This window comes from Vagococcus martis (genome assembly GCF_002026305.1).
In the GTDB taxonomy this organism is placed as follows: Bacteria; Bacillota; Bacilli; order Lactobacillales; family Vagococcaceae; genus Vagococcus; species Vagococcus martis.
On the sequence record NZ_MVAB01000001.1, the window covers coordinates 269,941 to 288,647 of the forward strand.

Here is an 18,707-nt window from a genome sequence, read left to right on the forward strand (position 1 = left end):
CTCCTCCAAGCAACAATTTGTTTATTTACATCACATGTCTATTTTACCACTAGAAAAAAGATTGAAACACTTTCACAAGTCGTTTTTTATGGTTTTTATACATATTTTATAAACAATTCATTAATTTACCTACTCCAACTATAACTAAACATAGAATTATAGTATAAAGTAAACAATAAAACATCGCTTTTTTAAGGATAATCCCTTCTTCACCATCTAAGCCGGTAGCTCCTGTTGCAATGGCAATGCTCTGCGGTGATATCATTTTACCAGCCGTTGCACCTGCCATATTTGCCGCTGCTAACCAATAAGGATTGATTTTCAATGTATTAGCTGCTTGCACTTGTAAATCACCAAACAAGACATTTGATGACGTATCACTTCCTGTAATAAACGTTCCTAACACCCCAATAATTGGTGAAATAACTGGATAAAAAGGTCCTGTAATTCCGACTAACGTTACAGCTATCGTATCTATCATTCCGCTATATCCCATCACTTTTGATAAACCGACAATAGAACATACTGTAATAATTGTTTTCCCTAACTGTTTGATTGTATCCAAAAGAATACCAAACATCCGACCAAACGATAATCCTTGTATTGCCCCACCTAAAAAACTAGATAAAAAAATCAATGTTCCTGGTGAAGATAACCAATCAATATCAATTGGTTTGGCATTTGGACCATTGTAAATGTGAAAACTTGTTTTTACGCTTGCCAATGTATGATTGATTGAAGGGAATAACGATGAGCTAAAAATAATCAGAAAGAACACAAAAATAAACGGTAACCATGCTTTGATTTTTGTACTAGTCGAAATAGCGCCTATTTCTGTTTTTTCTACATTATTTTTTTGTATCTTAGTCATAATAACTAGTGACAATAAACATACCAGTGACCCAACAATAGAAGGCAACTCAGGTCCCATAGATTTGGTAATAAAAAGTTGAGGTACAGCAAACGTTAACCCCGCCAATAAAGTCGCTAATAATACGCCATCACCTTTAAAAGCCTTCATGCCACGGCCATCCGTAATATAAACTAAAACAAACGGAATCAGCATAATCAAAACAAATAATTGAATAGAAACAAAATAAGATAATTGCATCACATCAAGTCCAGTTACTTTAGCTAAAGTCGTTACGGGTAATCCAACTGCACCAAAAGCAGTTGGGGCTGTGTTAGCAATTAAACACACTATTGCTGCTTTAATTGGTTCCATTCCAAGCATTACTAAAATACTTGCAGGAATAGCTACCGCTGTACCAAAACCAGCCACGGCCTCTAAAAAACCTCCAAGCCCCCATGCTAATAGCAGTACTAAAACTCTCATATCTTTTGTCAAAGAGGTTAACATAGACATGATTGTGTCCATTCCCCCTGACTCTTTACTAATATTATAAATAAATACTGCAGAAACGATAACATAAATAATTGGCCAAAACGCCATCATAATTCCATCTAAACCAGCTGTCATACTGTGAACGAAAGAAAAATCAAATCCTATCATACTCAAAATAATTGTTCCGACAAATCCTATCATACATGCTATATCTCCTCTAATGTGAAAAACACCTAAAGATAAAATAAGCCAAATAATCGGAACAATTGCAACAAATGTTTTAAATAAATCCATGTCATACCCTCCATATTATGTTTAATAAACAAAAAGACGAATTAAGCTACACCTCCTCATCATAAGAAACTATAAAGAATCACATATACCTATCTAAACAAATTAACAAATACAAGATATGATTATATATACTTTAACACATATATAAGTAAAATAAATATGAAATTTTCTTTTTTATACATAAAAAAACCAAATAATAAAAATTAAATAACATATTTCATATAATATAGAACACTAATCACAAATCACGAAACCATGCATTTAACCAAAACATAACCAATAAAGTTATATTATTGACAAAATAAATAAAACATAAGACAATAACTTAATAGAAATGGGGAATAGATGATGAAAAACTTTGATTTTCATGCACCAACAAACACATTATTTGGAAAAGATCAAATTCAGCAGTTACCAAAAGTATTAAACCAATATGGAAAAACTGTTTTACTAGCTTACGGTGGTGGAAGTATCAAACGTAGTGGGTTATACGATAAAATTTACGAATTAATCGGAGCAGACACAACAATAGTCGAACTTAGCGGTATTGAGCCAAATCCAAGACTAGACACTGTTATAAAAGGAGTTAAACTATGTAAAGAGCATCAAGTTGATGTAATTTTAGCAGTTGGTGGTGGGTCAACTATCGATTGTTCTAAAGCTATTGCAGCGGGCGTCTTTCATGAAGGAAACCCTTGGGAATTTGTCACAGACGACGGTGTTACCATTGAAAAAACTTTGCCTATCGTGACGATTTTAACTATTGCAGCAACAGGTTCAGAAATGAACTGGGGATCAGTGATTACAAACGAAGAGACCAAAGAAAAGTTGAGTTTCCATAGTCGTTTAGTGATTCCAAAGGTGTCTATTTTAGATCCAACTTATACATTCTCAGTACCTACTTATCAAACAATGGCTGGCTCAGCAGATATTTTTTCTCATTTAATTGAAAATTATTTTAATCAAACACCAGATACAATGGTTCAAGACGGAATTGCAGAAGGATTGATGAGAACTGTATTACACTACACGCCTACTGCTCTTAAAGAACCAACAAATTATGAAGCTCGTGCTAACTTAATGTGGGCAAGCTCTCTTGCTCTTAATGGTTTGACAGGAAACGGAAAATTCGGAGTATGGTCATGTCACCCAATGGAACATGAGTTAAGTGCTTACTATGACATCACTCATGGTATTGGATTAGCTATCTTAACACCAAGATGGATGGAACATGTCCTAAATGATGATACTGTTGAACGATTTGCTTTATATGGGCATCGTGTCTTTGATTTAGAGGTAAATGATGACTTGTACATCACAGCTAAAGAAGCTATTAAACTCACTTATGACACTTTTGTTGATTGGGGTGTGCCAATGACATTGCCAGAAGTGGGGATTGATGAGTCTCTCTTAAAAGAAATGGCTGAACAAGCAGTCCATCACTCTAATATTAGCACGAAAGCATACGTTCCTTTGAGTGTAGAAGATGTCCTAAAAATATATACAAACTCACTTGTGCCAATGATTTTGGCTCTATAATTTCTACTGTTGGTAACGAAAGTTACTAGCAGTTTTTAGTACACAAAAACATGTGTTATCCGTTAGAATGAAATTGCGAAACAACAATCTAAGGAGGATACCACATGTCATACTCACAGACTATCAAAGATATCTTAAATATACTAGACCTAAATATTATTTTTAATGAAAATTGTTTGTCTACTAGGAAAATAAAGGGAGTTTTCTCTAGAGTATTTGAAGGTTTTTTAGATGAAACACCAGAATGTTGTCTTCATTGCGAAGAAAAGGATACACACATTATTAAGTGGGGATATACTACTAGTTTAATTAAAGTTCCTGCTATTTCTGAATACGTTACATATGTTCAATTAAAGAAACGTCGTTTCTTGTGCAAAGATTGTAAATCGACATTTGTTTTAGATACGCCTTTTGTTTCTAGAAACAATTCTATTTCTAACAATTTAAAACGTCTTGTTGCTAAAAAACTAACTTCTAAACAATCTATGAGTGACATTTCAAAACAAGCAAACGTTTCTACTTCAACTGTTTATCGGGTACTTAAAGAATGGTATCACCCCATTCAGAAATATAGTTATTCCTTACCAGCTGTCCTTTGTTTTGATGAGTTTAAATCTGTAAAAAAAGTAGCTGGATCTATGAGTTTTATTATGATAGATGGTGACACTAAGGAGTTAATTGATATTTTACCTGATCGAAGATTACCTAAGATCGAGAAATACTTTAACGGATTCTCTTTATCTAACAGAGAACAAGTGAAGTATGTTGTTTCTGATATTTATCAACCCTACATCATCTTAACTAAGAGACTTTTTCCTAACGCTAAAGTCGTTTTAGATAAATTTCATCTAGTTCAACACATTGGTAGAGCTTTTCAAAAAATACGAATTAGAATAATGAATCAATTAAAGCATAAAGATAATGGAATTATTTATAGACGAATAAAAAAATATTGGAAATTACTTCAAAAAAGTTATGGCAAACTAGACTTTATTCAACAACAATGGCACTCTTCATTTAAAACGTATCTTTCTGAAAAAGAATTACTTGAACGCCTACTTACTTACAATGCTGAACTTACAGATGCTTATAATATTTACCAACAGATTTTAAGATCTTTTCAAACAAAAGATTATTCTTTATTTGTAGATTTAATCAATCAAAAAACTCTTTTTCAAGAGTATATACCTGTTTTTAAAACATTTAGAAAGTATCAAGAAGAAATAAAAAATACTTTTGAAACATCGTATTCAAACGGTCCTTTAGAATGTATGAACAATCATATTAAAGTCATTAAGCGTAATGCCTATGGCATGAGAAGTTTTTATAATTTCAAATTACGAATAGCAATTTGTTTAAAAAAATCTGTATTCAAGACACCAAAAAAGATCTAGAAAACATGTTGTTTTCTAGATCCTAAATTCTAACGTTTTAACTCTTACCAACAGTAGTTGACAAAGAGCCATGATTTTTTAAACAATAAAACGCCATTCTCACTATTATGAGAGTGGCGTTTTGTCATTAATATAGTCTTTTGCTTCTTTATTAATTGCTTTTAAATCAATACCTTGTTTCGTCGCGGCAAACACACAGCCACAATAGCATTGACGATAAATGTCGTAATCTTTACACATGGATATTGAACGTTGGTACCCACCTCTTTTTTTGAAGTCACTTGGTAAATAAGCCACATCATATAGTTTCTGAATATCAAGTCCAATTGTATTAATCAATTGAGCATCTTTTTTAGGTGAAATAGTTAGTGCACTCCCAAAGTAATCAAACCCTCTTTTTTGTGCTTCTTCAGCCACTAAGTCTAATCTCATTTGAAAACAACTTTCACAACGTGCGCCACCTTCAGGCTCATTCGCCAATCCTTTTTTAGTCATCGTCTGAATAAAAACATTTGGCTCATACTCGGCTTCTATAAACTCGACATGCTTATCATTCTTTTTATTGAATTGCTCAACAAATTCTTTTTGAACGATGGCTCGTCTCTCATACTCACTTTTAGGATATATATTTGAATTAGCAAAATAAATCGTGACATCGGCATAATTTGTTAAAAATTCTAATGTATAAGTGCTACAAGGTGCACAACAACTATGAAGTAAAATCTTCGGGCGAAACGATTCCTCTTCCCATTTTTTTATTAATTGAAGCAACACACTGTCATAATTAATCGTTTGATTTTTTAAACTGTTGATAATCTCCAATGAGTCCATTGTTAATACTCCTTTATTGCATCTGTTTATTTTATTATAACAAAATGATATGTGCTGTTGCTAGATTAGTGATATTTTTAAAGTCATATCAATGCTTTTTACAAGAAAGAACTCATTATCAGATATTTGGTAACTAACTCTCCATTATTCTTCATAAATAAGAATGATTTACCCAAGACCTCTTATACACGAGTTGATTAAATAACTAATAAAAAAGGTAACAGGAAAAATCTCTTTAAACCTTTATATATTAGGGATGCTCACTTTTATTAACAATATGTAAGCCAATGATTACTTATAATACTAGGGGGATTTTGAGACAATTAAAACAGAAAAAATAAAAAAGTAATGGGGTTTTTAATTTTCATTGGGGTAGGTCTATCAATAAACATACTATCAACGCAGGCAAATTCTATTGATAATATTTAAGTATTAAAGCAGAAAAACAAATGCTATTGTATTGAGGTTATGCTAATACAGTTAGACATATATGTGATGGAGTAGTAATATGATAGTAAGCAATATTCGGTTTAACTTGCTTTAAAAAATACTAGCGCTATAAATTCAAAAACATATAAAACTTTTGATAAACAAACTAAAGCAGATACATCCAACTAAGTTGGGTTTGTCCTCATAGGTACAGTAAGCATTCTTAAAAAATGTTAATCAAGTAAAAGTAACAGACTAAAAACTACAAATTTATAGTGTTGATCATGGCAGTTGGATTTTTAGAGTTTCTGGAGGAACAGTAGATATTAATTAAGGAGAAATATGAATAATTACTATAACAACTCATTAAATTACCTAAAAAAAAATTTTACAATACAAAATTTTCCATTAGATTTATTTCCTGATTTTCATGTAGAACATTTACAAAATAAAGTAATAAATAATCCTTTAAATCAAATTTATAATCTCAAGAAGGAGGATATACAATTAGAGTGTTTTTCTATTACTAATTTAACTACTGAGAATATTTATATAAACCCTAAAAAATCAAATTATTTTGAGCTTTTTTTAAATGATGATGCAGAAAATATTATCTTATATGTTATTTTAGAAAAAACAATAGGATGTATCGAAAGTAATAGTGATAGACTCTTTTGTAAATTGCTCATGGCTATGAAACCTAATGAAAAAGATTTAAATAACGAGCATGTTTTTACTATGTTCCAAAATATTGAACGTACAATAAAGGATATATATTAAGTTATGTGACGATTTATTAAGTCAGAGTAACTTGTAATAACGTTTAAATAAACCATGTATTTATTTATCGAAAAATAGATTGAAGAGGCTGACCCAAAAGTCTTTAAAATAGAAAAATCCCATGAAATCAGTTTGTTAAAACACTGAGTTCGTGGGGTTTCTGTTTTGTTAGTTTAGTGATTTTCATTTAAAAAGTTACTTTTGGGTTAGCCTCTTATTATTCGTATAAGATTGATTATTGTAAGCAATTAGTTAATTAACTTCGTAAAATATAGTTTTATATTTTTTTATATAAGTATCGGGTATAAATTTATTTAATACTAATACTATATTTCGTTCCTCATTAAAATATAGTATTGGATAGATTTCATTTGTATTGACTCCTAAACTATCTATAAGGAGCAACTCTGAAGTCTCATCTTTAAATTTAGTCATATCTGAGTGATTATCGAACATGATAATCTTCCCTGTTCTCATTTCATTAGGAGGAAAATATATTCCTTCTTCTTCATTACCTGTTTCAGGTTGAATATCAAACTCTATTATCTTTTTTGCTTTCTCATAATGTTCTTGATTTAACATATCTTCAGTAGCTACAAAATTCTCATTATAATTAATTAATAGTTTTTCATCTTCAAAGAGTGTTAGCAGTTTCTCAATATATTCATCGTCTGTTAATTTTACTTCTAATTTGGTACCTGCATCTTCTGAGACTTCTTTTTCTGATTTTGAATTACATGCTGTCAACACTATAAAAAGGCTTAACAAGGGGATGAGCATTAATCTTATTTTCATTTTAAGCTCCTTAATTTTTACATAAATATACCATAATAAAATTAACTTGGCATAATGCTACATTATGTAAATTCTTATTCTTTATTTCCAAAACAAAAATATTGATGATAGTATATCTAAGATAATATCTAAAATGTTTGATCCTAACCCTTGTACTTTTTTCTTTTCTTTTTTCCTTCGACTTCTCATATTCTTTAAATTCCTTTTAAAAAAATACCATATATTATCTGACTAGGTTTAACATTAGATTATGTCTACCTAACCGTTAAATAACTATTCTCTATAATTTTTCAGTGTGTCTTTTACAAAATTTTCTTTATAATCTGTATATGCTGTTATCTCATTAAGATTATTTTCTAAAACAGTTTGTTTTATATTTTCATATTGCTTTTTTATATTGTCATGAGTTCTAAGAATATCACGAAATAGAATTAAATCATTCCATTTTTTTTGATTAAAATTTACTAAATGAATAATATGAGTTTTAATTTCAAATGTGTTATCTATGAATTTAGCACACACGATTTCGTCATGTTTTTGTACCCTTAACCTATAAAAACCCAATTTTTTTAATTGATTAAAAAAAGAATCATCTAATTTGGAAATATCGTCCACTCCTATTAAAATATCTATAATCGGTTTGGCCTTAATTCCTTTTATTGCAGTACTTCCTACGTGTTCTATACAATTACAATTTAAATTTTTTAATATTTCTTGTCTAACTCTGTTAAACTCTATTTCCCACTCTTGATTATAAGAAACAATGACTACTTCATTATTTTTCAAACCTAATTCCATATTTATCACTCCTTTTTTAAAAAATACCATATATTATCTGACTTGTTATAACGTGATTTATGTTAACTTATCTGTTAAATTATTAAATTTTAAACTTCTTTCAAAGAATCAGAAAATACTTTCCACTCTTCCTTAACTTCTACAGGCAGATTGTTATATTCTCTTAGATTTATTGCTCCATGTAAATAATACAAATGGACTAATCATACATTAGGTTATTGTTATTTTAGTTTTAAATAAGCTGAGTTACTACCTTCTTGTTTTAATTGTTCTACAATTGTACTTAACTACATAGTGACTCATTTATTACCAAATGAGTAATAGGATATGCCTTGCCAAAACCATCTAGTTCGTCTTCTGATTCAATTTTAAAGCCATGATTAAGATAAAACATTTTTGCACACTCATTTTGAGTATTTACGTCCACTCTTTTTATACTTTCTGTTTCAATTAATTCGGATAGTATTCTACTGCCGTATCGTTGACCGATAAAATCTGGATCAAGAAAAAGCATAACTAATTCATCTTGACTAGTCCCACTAAAGCCAATGATTTGATAACCATCTCTCCATAAATATAAATTAACGTGATTTAAATATTCTGGAATAATCTCCTTATAAAAGATAAAGTCTTCTTCAGACAAAAAATGATGTGTTTTCTTTACTGACTTTTCCCAAATCTGTCATACTAATCCATAATCCTTTATATCTGCTTTTATTTTAGTTAACAAAGTATTCTCCCCTATTAGCTTAATATTATATGTTTGTCTTCTTAAAATGACAAAATTAATTAAAAAAAATTCTTAAATCCTTTGATAGATTCATAAAAGAAATCAATAAAATTAAATACATTGGCAATAAGTATTGTAGTTAACGATAATAAGCACAATCATTTAACTGTTTTAGGTGTATGAGAGTTCTTCTGAGAGTTAATGAATAAAATAAAACTTAAAACTACTGAAAATACTTCACTCAAATTATTTTCATTATATCACGTTTAAATTAAGTAGATATGGTAATTTCAATGTCCTAGTTTTTCCGATGACGAAATGAAATTATCTAGTAATAAACTTTAACTCTTTTGTGGATTAAATCCTAGACAACCATACATCTTTAATTTTATACCATGTATCGCAATGTTATATGAAAGGTGAGTATTTTATTCTATAATCAACATTGTAGAAGAAAGGAGGTTTTTATGAGAGTCAAATTTGAAAAACAAAAGCATTTAGAAGAGAACTTAATTATAATCCAAGCAAAAGAAAAAAATAGGGAGATTGATTCAATAATAAGAGGAATAGAGAACCACAAAACCGTTTTAAGCTGTTCTCATAACGAAAAAAATATACTTGTTCCTTGCAAATCATTCATAAGATTTTATTCATATGATAAAAAAATAAATGGTTCTACACCTGATCAGGAGTATCTGGTTAAGTATCGGCTATACGAATTAGAAAATATTTTAGATAAAAATTTTTTGAGAATTTCTAACAATGAAATTATTAACATTAATTATATTTCTAAATTAGAATTAACAAATGCAGGAATTATTATTATTTATTTCAAAAATGGGGAACAAACAAGTTCTTCAAGAAGATATTTAAAAAAAATAAAGGAGTATTTATTATGAACAAACATATTGTTTTCCAAATATTTAGTGGCTTTAAAACAGGGGTTTTTATAGGGCTAATGTTTTCAATCTTTTTCTCATTTATATATTCAGGTGATTTATTTTATCCGATGCCTCCAGCCTTCATTGATAAATTTTCTTCCGAATTAATAGCCTTTATTGTTTCAGTATTTTTATGGGGAGTTATTGGTATCATATTTACATTGACAAATTTTATCTTTACGAGTACTGATTGGAGTATTACTAGAATGACTGTTAGTCATGCGGTTATCTCGTATTGCTTGTTTTTACCTATAGCAATATTTTTAGACTGGATAAATTTTTCAGTAACGAATATAGTTACCTTTACAATGATTTACCTATTCATATACGCCATACTTTGGGTTATTTCTATAATTAGAGTAAAAAAAGAAATCAACAGTATTAATAAACATATCAAAGAGTAAAATAATTATCCCAGAGTAATTAATTAAAAAGACCTCCAAATTGAAGGTCTTTCTCTTATTTAGACTATAACTGTTAATGTTGCTGCTAATAATATCAACACTAAACCAATAATCGTAATTTTCATCTCTTTTGATGTTTTCTTTTGGCCTAAGACCCAAATACCTGTCAATGTTGCAAGTACAACTGATGTTTGAGATAAAATAAACCCTGTTGCTAATCCATTCATATTAGGTTGAGCTGAAATTAAATAAGTTAGTGCTGCAAAGGCAAAGAAAAATCCTGAAATAATTTGTTTGTATGATACCATTTGAGTCAACGCATTTTCTTTTTCTTTCACAGCGATAACCAAACTATAAACAACCGCCACAATCACCATTCCAATTGCTTGTGGTAGGAAAGCGTTCATTCCTGTAATGCTTGTTTCTTGCGGTGCTGCTGAATACAACCAATACCCTATTTCACCAATCGCTAAAATGATGACAGCTTTTTTGATGTTACTTGCATCTGCACTATCTTTTTTCTCAGACCAAACTGTCATTCTTGCACCAAGTATAATCAATACAAGTGCTAGAGCACCAATTAATTTGTCTGTCATAGTTGGCCAATTTCCAAGATGTACTACACCCCATAATGACGCAACAATTAATTGAAATGCTGTCGTAATTGGCATAGCTCTTGAAGAACCTACTAATTCAAATGATTTAAACGTCAAAATCTGAGCACTCGCCCAACCAATTCCTGATAAAATACTTAACGTTAAATCCATCCCACTTGGAAACGTTAATCCATTAGCAAAAAATAAAATAATCGCAAAAATCAATGTTCCAATTGTTGATCCAACGATTTGGTTAACTGGTTTGCCACCAATTTTTGATGCGATTGTTGGGTATAATCCCCAACCTAGTAATGGTCCTAACCCTATTAATAAAGCTGTCATTTTTATAAAATCCCCCTGGTAAATTTTCTAACTAAAACGTTACGCCACTTTCCAATAAAATATTCGCATACGGTGTCATTTCACCTGTACGGATAAATGCATGCGTGTCATTCAATTTTTGTTTCATGTCACTATGTGGAATAAACTCTATTGGCGTGTTAGTAAAACGTTCTTCAATACTCGCCAAAATAGTAGGATTCGCTTCTTTTATTTCTTCAGCTAAATAAATCTTTTGTACTTCTAATTCTTCCAAGACGTTATCTAACACATCTAAAAAACTTGGCACGCCATTTGTCACAGCTAAATCAATTTTTTCTGTGTCAAACGGAACTGGCATCCCCGCGTCCCCAATACTTAATAAATCAAAATGACCCATTTTTGAGATAACTCTTGAGATATCGCTGTTTATAACGGCTGATTTTTTCATTAATATGTCTCCTTTATTTCATGTTCAAACGGAATACTTGGTTGAGCACCGTATCGTTGAACTGTTAGTGATGATGCTTTATTACCATAATCAATTGCTTCTTCAATATTAGAGAAATCTTGTTTTAGTTTACTTGCCAATGCCCCAATAAATGTATCCCCTGCGGCAGTTGTGTCGACCGCTTTCACTTTATAAGCTGAAACAAAACCTGATTGTTCTTTGTAGTCATAATAAGCACCACGACTACCAAGTGTGATAATCACCATCTCGATACCTAAATCATGTAGGGCCTCTGCTGCTTTTTTTATCGACTCATCATCAGTCAACTCAATGCCTGTAATTAATTCTGTTTCTGTTTCATTTGGAATAATAACATCTGTTAAAGCTAGTAGCTCACTCGAAATATTTTTCACAGCTGGTGCTGGATTTAAAATTGTTTTAACGTTTGAATTTTTAGCCAGTTTAAATGCTTCTATTGTTCCTGTGATAGCACTTTCAAACTGTGCAATTAAAAAATCACTTGATTCAATCACAGATTGACAACTGCTTGCTAATTCATTTGTAACGTGATTATTAGCTCCAGCATAAATCATAATGCTATTTTCACCAGACTCATCAACCGTAATAAAGGCTTGCCCTGTTGACTCATTGTCAATCGTTTTGACATGTGTCACATCAATTTCTTCTCCTTCTAATAACTCTAACATTACGTTTCCAGCTGCGTCATTTCCTATTGCTCCAATGAATGACGTTTTTGCTCCAGATCGTTTGCTTGCTACACCTTGATTTGCACCTTTACCACCACCTGCAGTAAAATGTTCTATTGCATGAATCGTTTCTCCCGGTTTAGCCATTTCTTTAACTCGTAATGTCGTATCTAGATTAATACTTCCAATAATCGTTACATGATTCATCACACGTTCCTCCAATTCATTTTTAATTAAAACGTTTTAGTAAAACGTTTTAATTTACCTTTCGAAAAAAATATAGCACACTTTGAAATAGTTTTCAAGGGCGTGCTACAGATAATCGTTCAATTAATGTGACTGGTAAAATTAATTCTGTTTCGTCTTTATCCGGATGGTTGATACGATCAATTAATAAATCGGCTGTTTTTTGTCCTAATTCAAAAATTGGCTGTGATACGGTTGTAAGCGGTGGATACACATACTCGCTCATCTCTATATTATCGTATCCTACTACACTGTAATCATCTGGAACTTTTTTCCAACTTCACTGAGACCAGCATACACGCCAAACGCTATTTCATCATTTGCTGCAAAAATAGCCGTCGCGTTTGTATTTAAAATAGTTTTAACCATCTCTTTCCCACTTTGTTTTGATAATTCAGTCGGAAATACTTCAACTTGACCATTAAAATTTTCCGTAAAACCAATCAATCGTTTTAATATATTAGGACTCATATCTTTAGGAAATAATGCGACAGCTTGTTTATGTTTTGTATCATTCAATAAAGTTGCAACAAGTTCGCCGCCGCGATAATCATCTGTTCTAACAGAATCAAATGTCTGAGTTGTAACTTGTTGATCTAGTTCTATGATAGGAATTTTTTGCAACAGCTCTCGATTGAGTACTTCTGTAATTGAAATACCTGAACTAGCCAAAATCACCCCATCAACCCCTCGGTGGTTAAGTGCTTCAATTGCTTTTTTTCCTTTAGTAAGATTCATGTCAACATTACACAGAATTGTCATAAATCCAGAACTAAAAAGCACGTCTTCAATCCCTTTAACAAGGGTCGCAAAAAAAGGATTAGTAATATCTGGAACGATAATCCCTATCGTCAAACTTTTTTTCATGACCATTCGGCGAGCAAAATAATCAGGTGCATAACCTAATTCTTCTTGTGCTTGCAATACTTTTTTTACCGTATCTGGATGAAATTGATGTTTTTTACCATTTAAAATCTGGGAAACAGTGGTGATAGATACCCCCGATTGTTTTGCAACATCTTTAATCGTTACTTTTTTATTTGCCATATCGTTCTTCCTTCGTTCTTCATAGTAAAACAATTCTATTGCCTTTATAACCTCTTACATGATACCCTATATAGTATTAAGACTTAAGGAGACTATTTATGGGATGCCAATGTAAAAAGAGTTTACCATCTAAAATTCTTATTGGCCTGTCTTTAATCATCATGACACTTTTTAACGATACATCATATAGCTCGGTTGCGTTTAAAATCGGTGGTGCTATACAAGTTGTTGGTATCGTTTGGTTTCTTACTATTTATTTTTTTAATAGACAAAAAAGCTGTCAAATCAAGGACAAGTCATAAGCGTTTATCAAACATGTGATAACGCTTTTTTATTTTACATATCTCATAATAGCATAAGTGACACTATCTTTTAAAATAATCTTCAAATGTAATGGCATACTTCATTGTTTCAACAAGTGGCTTGTTTTTAAAATTGATATAATAATCTGTGCCTATTTTCTTCATCCCAATTTTTTGCATCACTTTACCTGAATTGAGATTATCTTTATGATGGGTCGCATAAACTACTTTTAAATCGAGTTTTTCAAAAGATAGTTGAAGTAATCTCTCCGCTACTTCTGGCACAATACCTTGACCCCAGTATTTCTTAGACAGTGCATATCCAATCGTAGCACAGTCTTTATCAATGGACATAAAATCAATCGTCCCGATTAGTTTGTTTGTCTCTTTTAATTCAATACCCCACTTGGTAAGTTGTTTTGGGATAAAAATTTGCTCAATGACAGTGTATGTTTCTTCTTTTGACTGATGTGCGCTGAATTTTGTATAATGACTTACTTCTTTCATCGAACAATAATCATACATATCATCAACATCATCTAACGTAATCTTTCGTAATAAGCAACGTGGTGTTTCCATCACACTATGTTCTTTTAATACCATCTCTTGTGATATTTCCATTTGTATCACCTCATTTATTTTTTAGCAATATAAGTCAAAAAAATTAGTTTCGCCTATGATACACTTTATGTGTCAAAGGAGGTCTGTTAAATGAATTATTCTAACTATGTTTCTAAAGCAATTACTTCTATACAACAACATATTGACGAAGAAATAAGTCTAGATAAAATATCAGATTACATTGGTTATTCAAATTATCATTTTCATAGATTATTTAAGAAAGAAACTGGCTATTCACTTTACGACTATATTAAACAACAAAGATTAGTAAAAGCCTCTCTTCTCTTAAAGCACTCTGAACTAAGCATATTAGATATTTCTATTCTTTCCTTTTTTAACTCTCAAGAAGCTTTCACTCGAGCATTTAAAAATAAATTTCAAATTCCACCGAAAAAGTTCCGAATGTTACATAAAAATATCATGAATAAAGGAGACTACCTAATGACTAATCAAAAATCTACTATTCCCGGATGGTTTAAATCAGGATTGGCAAGTAATAAATACGATATGGCTATTGATACTAATATTACACATATATCTAACCAATCAGCAAAACTATTTTCCATTTGTGATGACTTTAATGACGAAGAATTTGGGACAATCATGCAACAATTCAAAGCGGAAAAGTTTAAAGGAAAACGTGTGAAATTCTCAGCTTTTTTAAAAACTGAATTATCCAATGGGTCCAGTGGTTTATGGGTTCGGATTGATTCAAAATATTATGACATGCTTGCATTTGATAATATGAAAGATAGATTAATTACGGAAAGTACAGATTGGAACTTTTATTCATGTGTTTTAGACGTTCCATTACAAGCAGATGTGATCAACATCGGTATTCTATTACTTGGGCAAGGAACCGTATGGATCAATTCATGTCAATTTCAAGAAGTACCTAATACAGAAAAAGTGACAGAGATTTCTCCTAGTCACTTTGTTCCAGATTCACCAGAACACTTAGATTTTTCCTAAGTGTTCTTCTTTGTTTTTATCAGATATTTTGATAAATCGAGTATGTTATTTTTTTGATTTTCTGATACTGTCACATCTTTTCTAACACCGTAAGTTACTGCTTCATACTCACGAGTTAACTCACTAAATGTCACACTAATTTCAGGCATCTCTCCAGAAACTTTCTCAGCATAAGAATTCAGGGTTTCACTATTTTCACGTGGTAATTTTCCTTCTATCTGTTTTAGTAGCAAACGATAAATACGTGTAAATGATCGTTTTAATATCCCTATACTAATCAGTAGTCCCATAAAATAGCGATACTTAAATACTATAAGCAGAATGAGCATGACTAATACTAAACAAGCTATTTGACTGACAAATGTTACAACTTTCTTATTATCATCGAAAAATAATTTAATTTTATCTATAATGCTTTCTCGATTTTCTTGTTGATTTCTGGTAACACTTTTTGCTGACTGAGTAGAACTTGGTTGTGTATTATTTTCTTTTTTATCACTTGAAGATGGTGTCGTTTTTTCTTCTTTTTTCTGTTCTTGGACTTGTTGTGTTCCAGTAAAACTTGGGGTTGGCTCAAATGGAACCCAGTCACTTCCTTCAAAATAGACTTCAACCCATGAATGGGCATCAGAGTTTCGAATATTATAAACACTATAATCATCTTGTGTTTCTCGGACTTGCCCCTGACTAAATCCCTTCACCCATCGCGTTGGAATCCCAATGCTTCGTAACATGACACTCATGGCACTTGAAAAATTGTCACAGTAACCGACTTTGGATTCAAACAAGAAAAATTCAACGTAATCACTATTTTTAGGAACATGTCGAGTACCTGATTTTGAATAGCGATATTGAGAAGATATTTTCAAATAAGACTCAACCGCTTTAACTTTATCATAGAGGGTCTCTTTACCAGCTGTTATTTCACGTGTCAATTCCTCAATACTTTTTGGTATGTTTTCAGGCAATTAGGTGTATTGTTCATCTGGTACAACTAGTTTAGCCTGTTGTAGTGTTTCTTCTTCGTAATCTGGAGATTCGATAGACATAATGATGTCTTGAGAACCTGGATTTTGGTTCATATTTACTCGGTCAGTTGTTTCATTGTACTTATATAGAATTCTACCTTGATTTCCAGGTAAAGAAACCTTGCCGTAAGATATCGGTAAATACGTATTATCATAATAGAAATGCAACATTAAATCTTCAGGTTCCTTATAGCTATTTGTATACCCTTCTGGATTAATTAATAATGATGGGGTTGGTTCTCTTGTTTCTGAAATACTACTATCCTTATTAACCCACCCTTTACCTGTGTATTCCATTTTACTCTCGACTCGCCAATATCTTGGCGTTTTTTGTTTGACATCAAACACTAATGTATCATCATCTTTAACTGGCCCACCTAATTGACTATCATCTTCACCAAACCCAGTTCGTGCCATAAAACGAAACTTATGTTCATTGATAAATTCGTAGACACCTCGTTTATCTAGCTCTTGACGCAATGGAGCACTAGCTGTGATTAAAGCACTTTTTACCGGCATATATTGCACATAAATACTGGCTATTGCAATGAAAAGAGCCAGACAAATACTTAAGAGCATCATTGAATTGATTTTAACTTCACTATGCACTACCACTCGCTCAATTAAATAAATACTGACAATCATCACAATAGGAACGGTTACTGACAAATCATTAAATTCATTTAGCAATAATAAATACCCAACAAAAAATAACATTTGTGGTGTGATAGTAGTTGTTGTAACTTGCCATTCAAGCAGTAGGATAATCACAAATAGTATAATTGACATAATAGTTAAGTTATAATGATCCGAGCTACCTTCAAAAATAAAAGCAAATAAACTACGAAACCAATCAGTGAAAAAATAAGAAAATGAGTACAAATAGCCAGAAAATGACAAACTATACAATGTCATAACATAAAGCGGGATATATAACATTAACCTGAGTAAAAAATAGGGTAATAAGCTAACAGCAAGAGATATCCCACCAACAAATAACCAAATGATTGTCAGATTTTCAACATCAAATACTAGAGCAATTTCAGTTAATGCCACTGAATACATAAAAAAAGATAGTATACCTAATGCCCAATTTTCTTTAAAATATTTTATCATGCTATATCCCCACCTTCTTTTATATCTTGGTAGGTGATAGTTTGAATCGTTAGTGACGAATCACAATCACTAATTTCTTGTTTGATTCTCTCGGTTAGTTCTGGTACAAATACAATGGCACTTTTATTTTTCTCTCTTAAAAATCGGGCTAATTCGATGGTTTCTTTTTTTCGAATAGTAGCAAATGACATCACATCATCTATTTTCTCTTCATCAACCCCTTCACCTAATAAATAAAAAGAGGTTGGTGAGTGCTCAAATTGATTGTAGACATTATAAAACACGTCTAACATGGCCTCAAAATAAAAACTCGTTTGCCCATAGAAAACAAAAATTGGCAGTTCTTCTTTTTCATAAGAAAACTCTTTAACCATGATTTCTTGCTGTTTACTAGATACTTTCCAATCAACTTGTTTCATCGAGTCTCCATGAGTGTATGTTCTGTAACCTTTTATGTCATAAGAAGCCTCACCTAACGCTTGCTTTCTAAAAACAAATTGAAACAGCCTCATTAATCCCTGTGTGTTGGTAAATGTTTGAGGTAAAATATTCCAATCAACCGTGACATTTTGTTTATAATCCTTTAAAAACAAATAAAATAAGTCTCTAGACACTAACTCAACCTGTATTTCTTCATAATGCCCTCTTTGATTGGCTTGCCATTCGATTTGGATGGTCTCTCTTTTGCCAGTATACCCATAAATATATTTTGTAAACCCTAGCTCACTAATCGATATCTTTAATACAGGAAAAAAAACAACACCTGACATATTTTTTTGAATCGTCACCTCTGTTGTAATAGTTTCCTTCTTGCTCGTTAACAAATAATTATCAAGCTTAACACTGATTTTTTCAACGTCAGCTAACTTTATTCCTATAAAAGAAACGATTAAAGTCATCGACATAAAGACAATAAGAATCCATCCTATTGTCGTTAGAAACGTCAAAGTATAAAACAATACAACTAAAAATAATACAGTATAACTAATGAAATGAAGTCGATTTTTTACTTTGTATGACATA

General features: G+C 31.3%; 19 protein-coding genes and 1 pseudogene. 7 read left to right on the plus strand and 13 right to left on the minus strand.

The genetic code is table 11. The features are described from left to right. Positions 1–106 precede the first annotated feature (106 nt). Positions 107–1,639, minus strand: a complete 1,533-nt coding sequence (locus BW731_RS01340) for an L-lactate permease (RefSeq protein WP_079345055.1) — start codon at positions 1,637–1,639, stop codon at positions 107–109. Positions 1,640–1,987: 348 nt separating this feature from the next. Between BW731_RS01340 and BW731_RS01345 the strand changes: the two genes are divergently transcribed. Both BW731_RS01345 and BW731_RS01350 read left to right on the plus strand, forming a co-directional pair. Further along, positions 1,988–3,178 carry an iron-containing alcohol dehydrogenase gene (locus BW731_RS01345; RefSeq protein WP_079345057.1) on the plus strand — a complete coding sequence of 397 codons (1,191 nt, stop codon included), beginning with the start codon at positions 1,988–1,990 and terminating at the stop codon, positions 3,176–3,178. A 104-nt stretch (positions 3,179–3,282) separates the two neighbouring features. Further along, the gene (locus BW731_RS01350) at positions 3,283–4,572 is read left to right on the plus strand and encodes an ISL3 family transposase (RefSeq protein WP_079345058.1); all 1,290 of its coding nucleotides are present in this window, start codon (positions 3,283–3,285) and stop codon (positions 4,570–4,572) included. Positions 4,573–4,677: 105 nt separating this feature from the next. On the opposite strand, the gene BW731_RS01355 is transcribed toward BW731_RS01350, so the two are convergent. Further along, a complete protein-coding gene (locus BW731_RS01355; protein ID WP_079345060.1) occupies positions 4,678–5,403 on the minus strand; it encodes an epoxyqueuosine reductase QueH in 726 nt (241 codons plus the stop codon). A 771-nt stretch (positions 5,404–6,174) separates the two neighbouring features. Between BW731_RS01355 and BW731_RS01360 the strand changes: the two genes are divergently transcribed. Further along, a complete protein-coding gene (locus BW731_RS01360) occupies positions 6,175–6,612 on the plus strand; it encodes a hypothetical protein (RefSeq protein WP_079345062.1) in 438 nt (145 codons plus the stop codon). 252 nt (positions 6,613–6,864) lie between these two features. Here BW731_RS01360 and BW731_RS01365 read toward each other — a convergent pair whose 3' ends face one another. From BW731_RS01365 to BW731_RS01375, 3 genes are all read right to left on the minus strand, one after another. Then, positions 6,865–7,407: a hypothetical protein gene (locus tag BW731_RS01365; protein WP_079345064.1), complete on the minus strand. Its 543-nt coding sequence runs from the start codon at positions 7,405–7,407 to the stop codon at positions 6,865–6,867. 273 nt (positions 7,408–7,680) lie between these two features. Continuing rightward, complete coding sequence (locus tag BW731_RS01370; protein WP_079345066.1) at positions 7,681–8,205, minus strand: GrpB family protein; 525 nt, start codon at positions 8,203–8,205, stop codon at positions 7,681–7,683. 283 nt (positions 8,206–8,488) lie between these two features. Beyond that, positions 8,489–8,884 (minus strand): GNAT family N-acetyltransferase, encoded by a 396-nt coding sequence (locus tag BW731_RS01375; RefSeq protein WP_079345068.1) that lies wholly within the window; start codon positions 8,882–8,884, stop codon positions 8,489–8,491. A gap of 518 nt (positions 8,885–9,402) precedes the next feature. Between BW731_RS01375 and BW731_RS01380 the strand changes: the two genes are divergently transcribed. Together BW731_RS01380 and BW731_RS01385 are read left to right on the plus strand one after the other, a co-directional pair. Beyond that, on the plus strand, positions 9,403–9,834 hold the full coding sequence (locus tag BW731_RS01380) for a LytTR family DNA-binding domain-containing protein (RefSeq protein ID WP_079345070.1): 432 nt from the start codon (positions 9,403–9,405) through the stop codon (positions 9,832–9,834). Then, complete coding sequence (locus BW731_RS01385) at positions 9,831–10,280, plus strand: DUF3021 domain-containing protein (RefSeq protein ID WP_079345072.1); 450 nt, start codon at positions 9,831–9,833, stop codon at positions 10,278–10,280. Before BW731_RS01380 ends, BW731_RS01385 begins: the two co-directional genes overlap by 4 nt. Positions 10,281–10,339: 59 nt before the next feature. On the opposite strand, the gene rbsU is transcribed toward BW731_RS01385, so the two are convergent. The 4 genes and pseudogenes from rbsU to rbsR all read right to left on the minus strand — a co-directional run bounded on the left by rbsU (position 10,340) and on the right by rbsR (position 13,645). Further along, positions 10,340–11,224 (minus strand): ribose/proton symporter RbsU, encoded by an 885-nt coding sequence (rbsU, locus tag BW731_RS01390; protein ID WP_143592713.1) that lies wholly within the window; start codon positions 11,222–11,224, stop codon positions 10,340–10,342. A gap of 25 nt (positions 11,225–11,249) precedes the next feature. After that, complete coding sequence (gene rbsD / locus BW731_RS01395) at positions 11,250–11,645, minus strand: D-ribose pyranase (RefSeq protein ID WP_079345076.1); 396 nt, start codon at positions 11,643–11,645, stop codon at positions 11,250–11,252. After that, positions 11,645–12,559, minus strand: a complete 915-nt coding sequence (gene rbsK, locus BW731_RS01400; protein WP_079345078.1) for a ribokinase — start codon at positions 12,557–12,559, stop codon at positions 11,645–11,647. Before rbsK ends, rbsD begins: the two co-directional genes overlap by 1 nt. A gap of 94 nt (positions 12,560–12,653) precedes the next feature. Continuing rightward, positions 12,654–13,645, minus strand: a pseudogene (gene rbsR / locus BW731_RS01405) (ribose utilization transcriptional repressor RbsR). Between the two features lie 98 nt (positions 13,646–13,743). Here rbsR and BW731_RS01410 point away from each other — a divergent pair. Continuing rightward, entirely contained in the window at positions 13,744–13,947 is a 204-nt protein-coding gene (locus BW731_RS01410) for a hypothetical protein (protein WP_079345080.1), read from the plus strand. Positions 13,948–14,010: 63 nt separating this feature from the next. On the opposite strand, the gene BW731_RS01415 is transcribed toward BW731_RS01410, so the two are convergent. Then, on the minus strand, positions 14,011–14,568 hold the full coding sequence (locus BW731_RS01415; RefSeq protein ID WP_079345082.1) for a GNAT family N-acetyltransferase: 558 nt from the start codon (positions 14,566–14,568) through the stop codon (positions 14,011–14,013). A gap of 90 nt (positions 14,569–14,658) precedes the next feature. Between BW731_RS01415 and BW731_RS01420 the strand changes: the two genes are divergently transcribed. Next, the gene (locus tag BW731_RS01420) at positions 14,659–15,540 is read left to right on the plus strand and encodes a helix-turn-helix transcriptional regulator (protein WP_079345084.1); all 882 of its coding nucleotides are present in this window, start codon (positions 14,659–14,661) and stop codon (positions 15,538–15,540) included. Here the strand turns inward: BW731_RS01420 and BW731_RS01425 are convergent. Genes BW731_RS01425 through BW731_RS01435 form a run of 3 tightly spaced genes read right to left on the minus strand, consistent with a single transcriptional unit; the run spans position 15,537 to position 18,706 of the window. Further along, the gene (locus tag BW731_RS01425) at positions 15,537–16,475 is read right to left on the minus strand and encodes a DUF4129 domain-containing transglutaminase family protein (RefSeq protein ID WP_158080137.1); all 939 of its coding nucleotides are present in this window, start codon (positions 16,473–16,475) and stop codon (positions 15,537–15,539) included. The genes BW731_RS01420 and BW731_RS01425 overlap by 4 nt on opposite strands. A gap of 33 nt (positions 16,476–16,508) precedes the next feature. Next, positions 16,509–17,684 carry a hypothetical protein gene (locus tag BW731_RS01430; RefSeq protein WP_079345088.1) on the minus strand — a complete coding sequence of 392 codons (1,176 nt, stop codon included), beginning with the start codon at positions 17,682–17,684 and terminating at the stop codon, positions 16,509–16,511. Then, positions 17,681–18,706 carry a DUF58 domain-containing protein gene (locus tag BW731_RS01435; protein ID WP_079345090.1) on the minus strand — a complete coding sequence of 342 codons (1,026 nt, stop codon included), beginning with the start codon at positions 18,704–18,706 and terminating at the stop codon, positions 17,681–17,683. Before BW731_RS01435 ends, BW731_RS01430 begins: the two co-directional genes overlap by 4 nt. Position 18,707 lies beyond the last annotated feature (1 nt).

Bases quoted from the DNA above. Each gene is read 5' to 3' on its own strand.
- BW731_RS01380 (WP_079345070.1), top strand. From the start codon at position 9,403: ATGAGAGTCAAATTTGAAAAACAAAAGCATTTAGAAGAGAACTTAATT.
- BW731_RS01415 (WP_079345082.1), bottom strand. From the start codon at position 14,568: ATGGAAATATCACAAGAGATGGTATTAAAAGAACATAGTGTGATGGAA.
- BW731_RS01430 (WP_079345088.1), bottom strand. From the start codon at position 17,684: ATGATAAAATATTTTAAAGAAAATTGGGCATTAGGTATACTATCTTTT.
- BW731_RS01350 (WP_079345058.1), top strand. From the start codon at position 3,283: ATGTCATACTCACAGACTATCAAAGATATCTTAAATATACTAGACCTA.
- rbsK (WP_079345078.1), bottom strand. From the start codon at position 12,559: ATGAATCATGTAACGATTATTGGAAGTATTAATCTAGATACGACATTA.
- BW731_RS01420 (WP_079345084.1), top strand. From the start codon at position 14,659: ATGAATTATTCTAACTATGTTTCTAAAGCAATTACTTCTATACAACAA.
- BW731_RS01410 (WP_079345080.1), top strand. From the start codon at position 13,744: ATGGGATGCCAATGTAAAAAGAGTTTACCATCTAAAATTCTTATTGGC.
- BW731_RS01360 (WP_079345062.1), top strand. From the start codon at position 6,175: ATGAATAATTACTATAACAACTCATTAAATTACCTAAAAAAAAATTTT.
- BW731_RS01435 (WP_079345090.1), bottom strand. From the start codon at position 18,706: ATGTCATACAAAGTAAAAAATCGACTTCATTTCATTAGTTATACTGTA.
- BW731_RS01345 (WP_079345057.1), top strand. From the start codon at position 1,988: ATGAAAAACTTTGATTTTCATGCACCAACAAACACATTATTTGGAAAA.
- BW731_RS01385 (WP_079345072.1), top strand. From the start codon at position 9,831: ATGAACAAACATATTGTTTTCCAAATATTTAGTGGCTTTAAAACAGGG.
- BW731_RS01365 (WP_079345064.1), bottom strand. From the start codon at position 7,407: ATGAAAATAAGATTAATGCTCATCCCCTTGTTAAGCCTTTTTATAGTG.
- BW731_RS01355 (WP_079345060.1), bottom strand. From the start codon at position 5,403: ATGGACTCATTGGAGATTATCAACAGTTTAAAAAATCAAACGATTAAT.
- BW731_RS01340 (WP_079345055.1), bottom strand. From the start codon at position 1,639: ATGGATTTATTTAAAACATTTGTTGCAATTGTTCCGATTATTTGGCTT.
- BW731_RS01370 (WP_079345066.1), bottom strand. From the start codon at position 8,205: ATGGAATTAGGTTTGAAAAATAATGAAGTAGTCATTGTTTCTTATAAT.
- rbsD (WP_079345076.1), bottom strand. From the start codon at position 11,645: ATGAAAAAATCAGCCGTTATAAACAGCGATATCTCAAGAGTTATCTCA.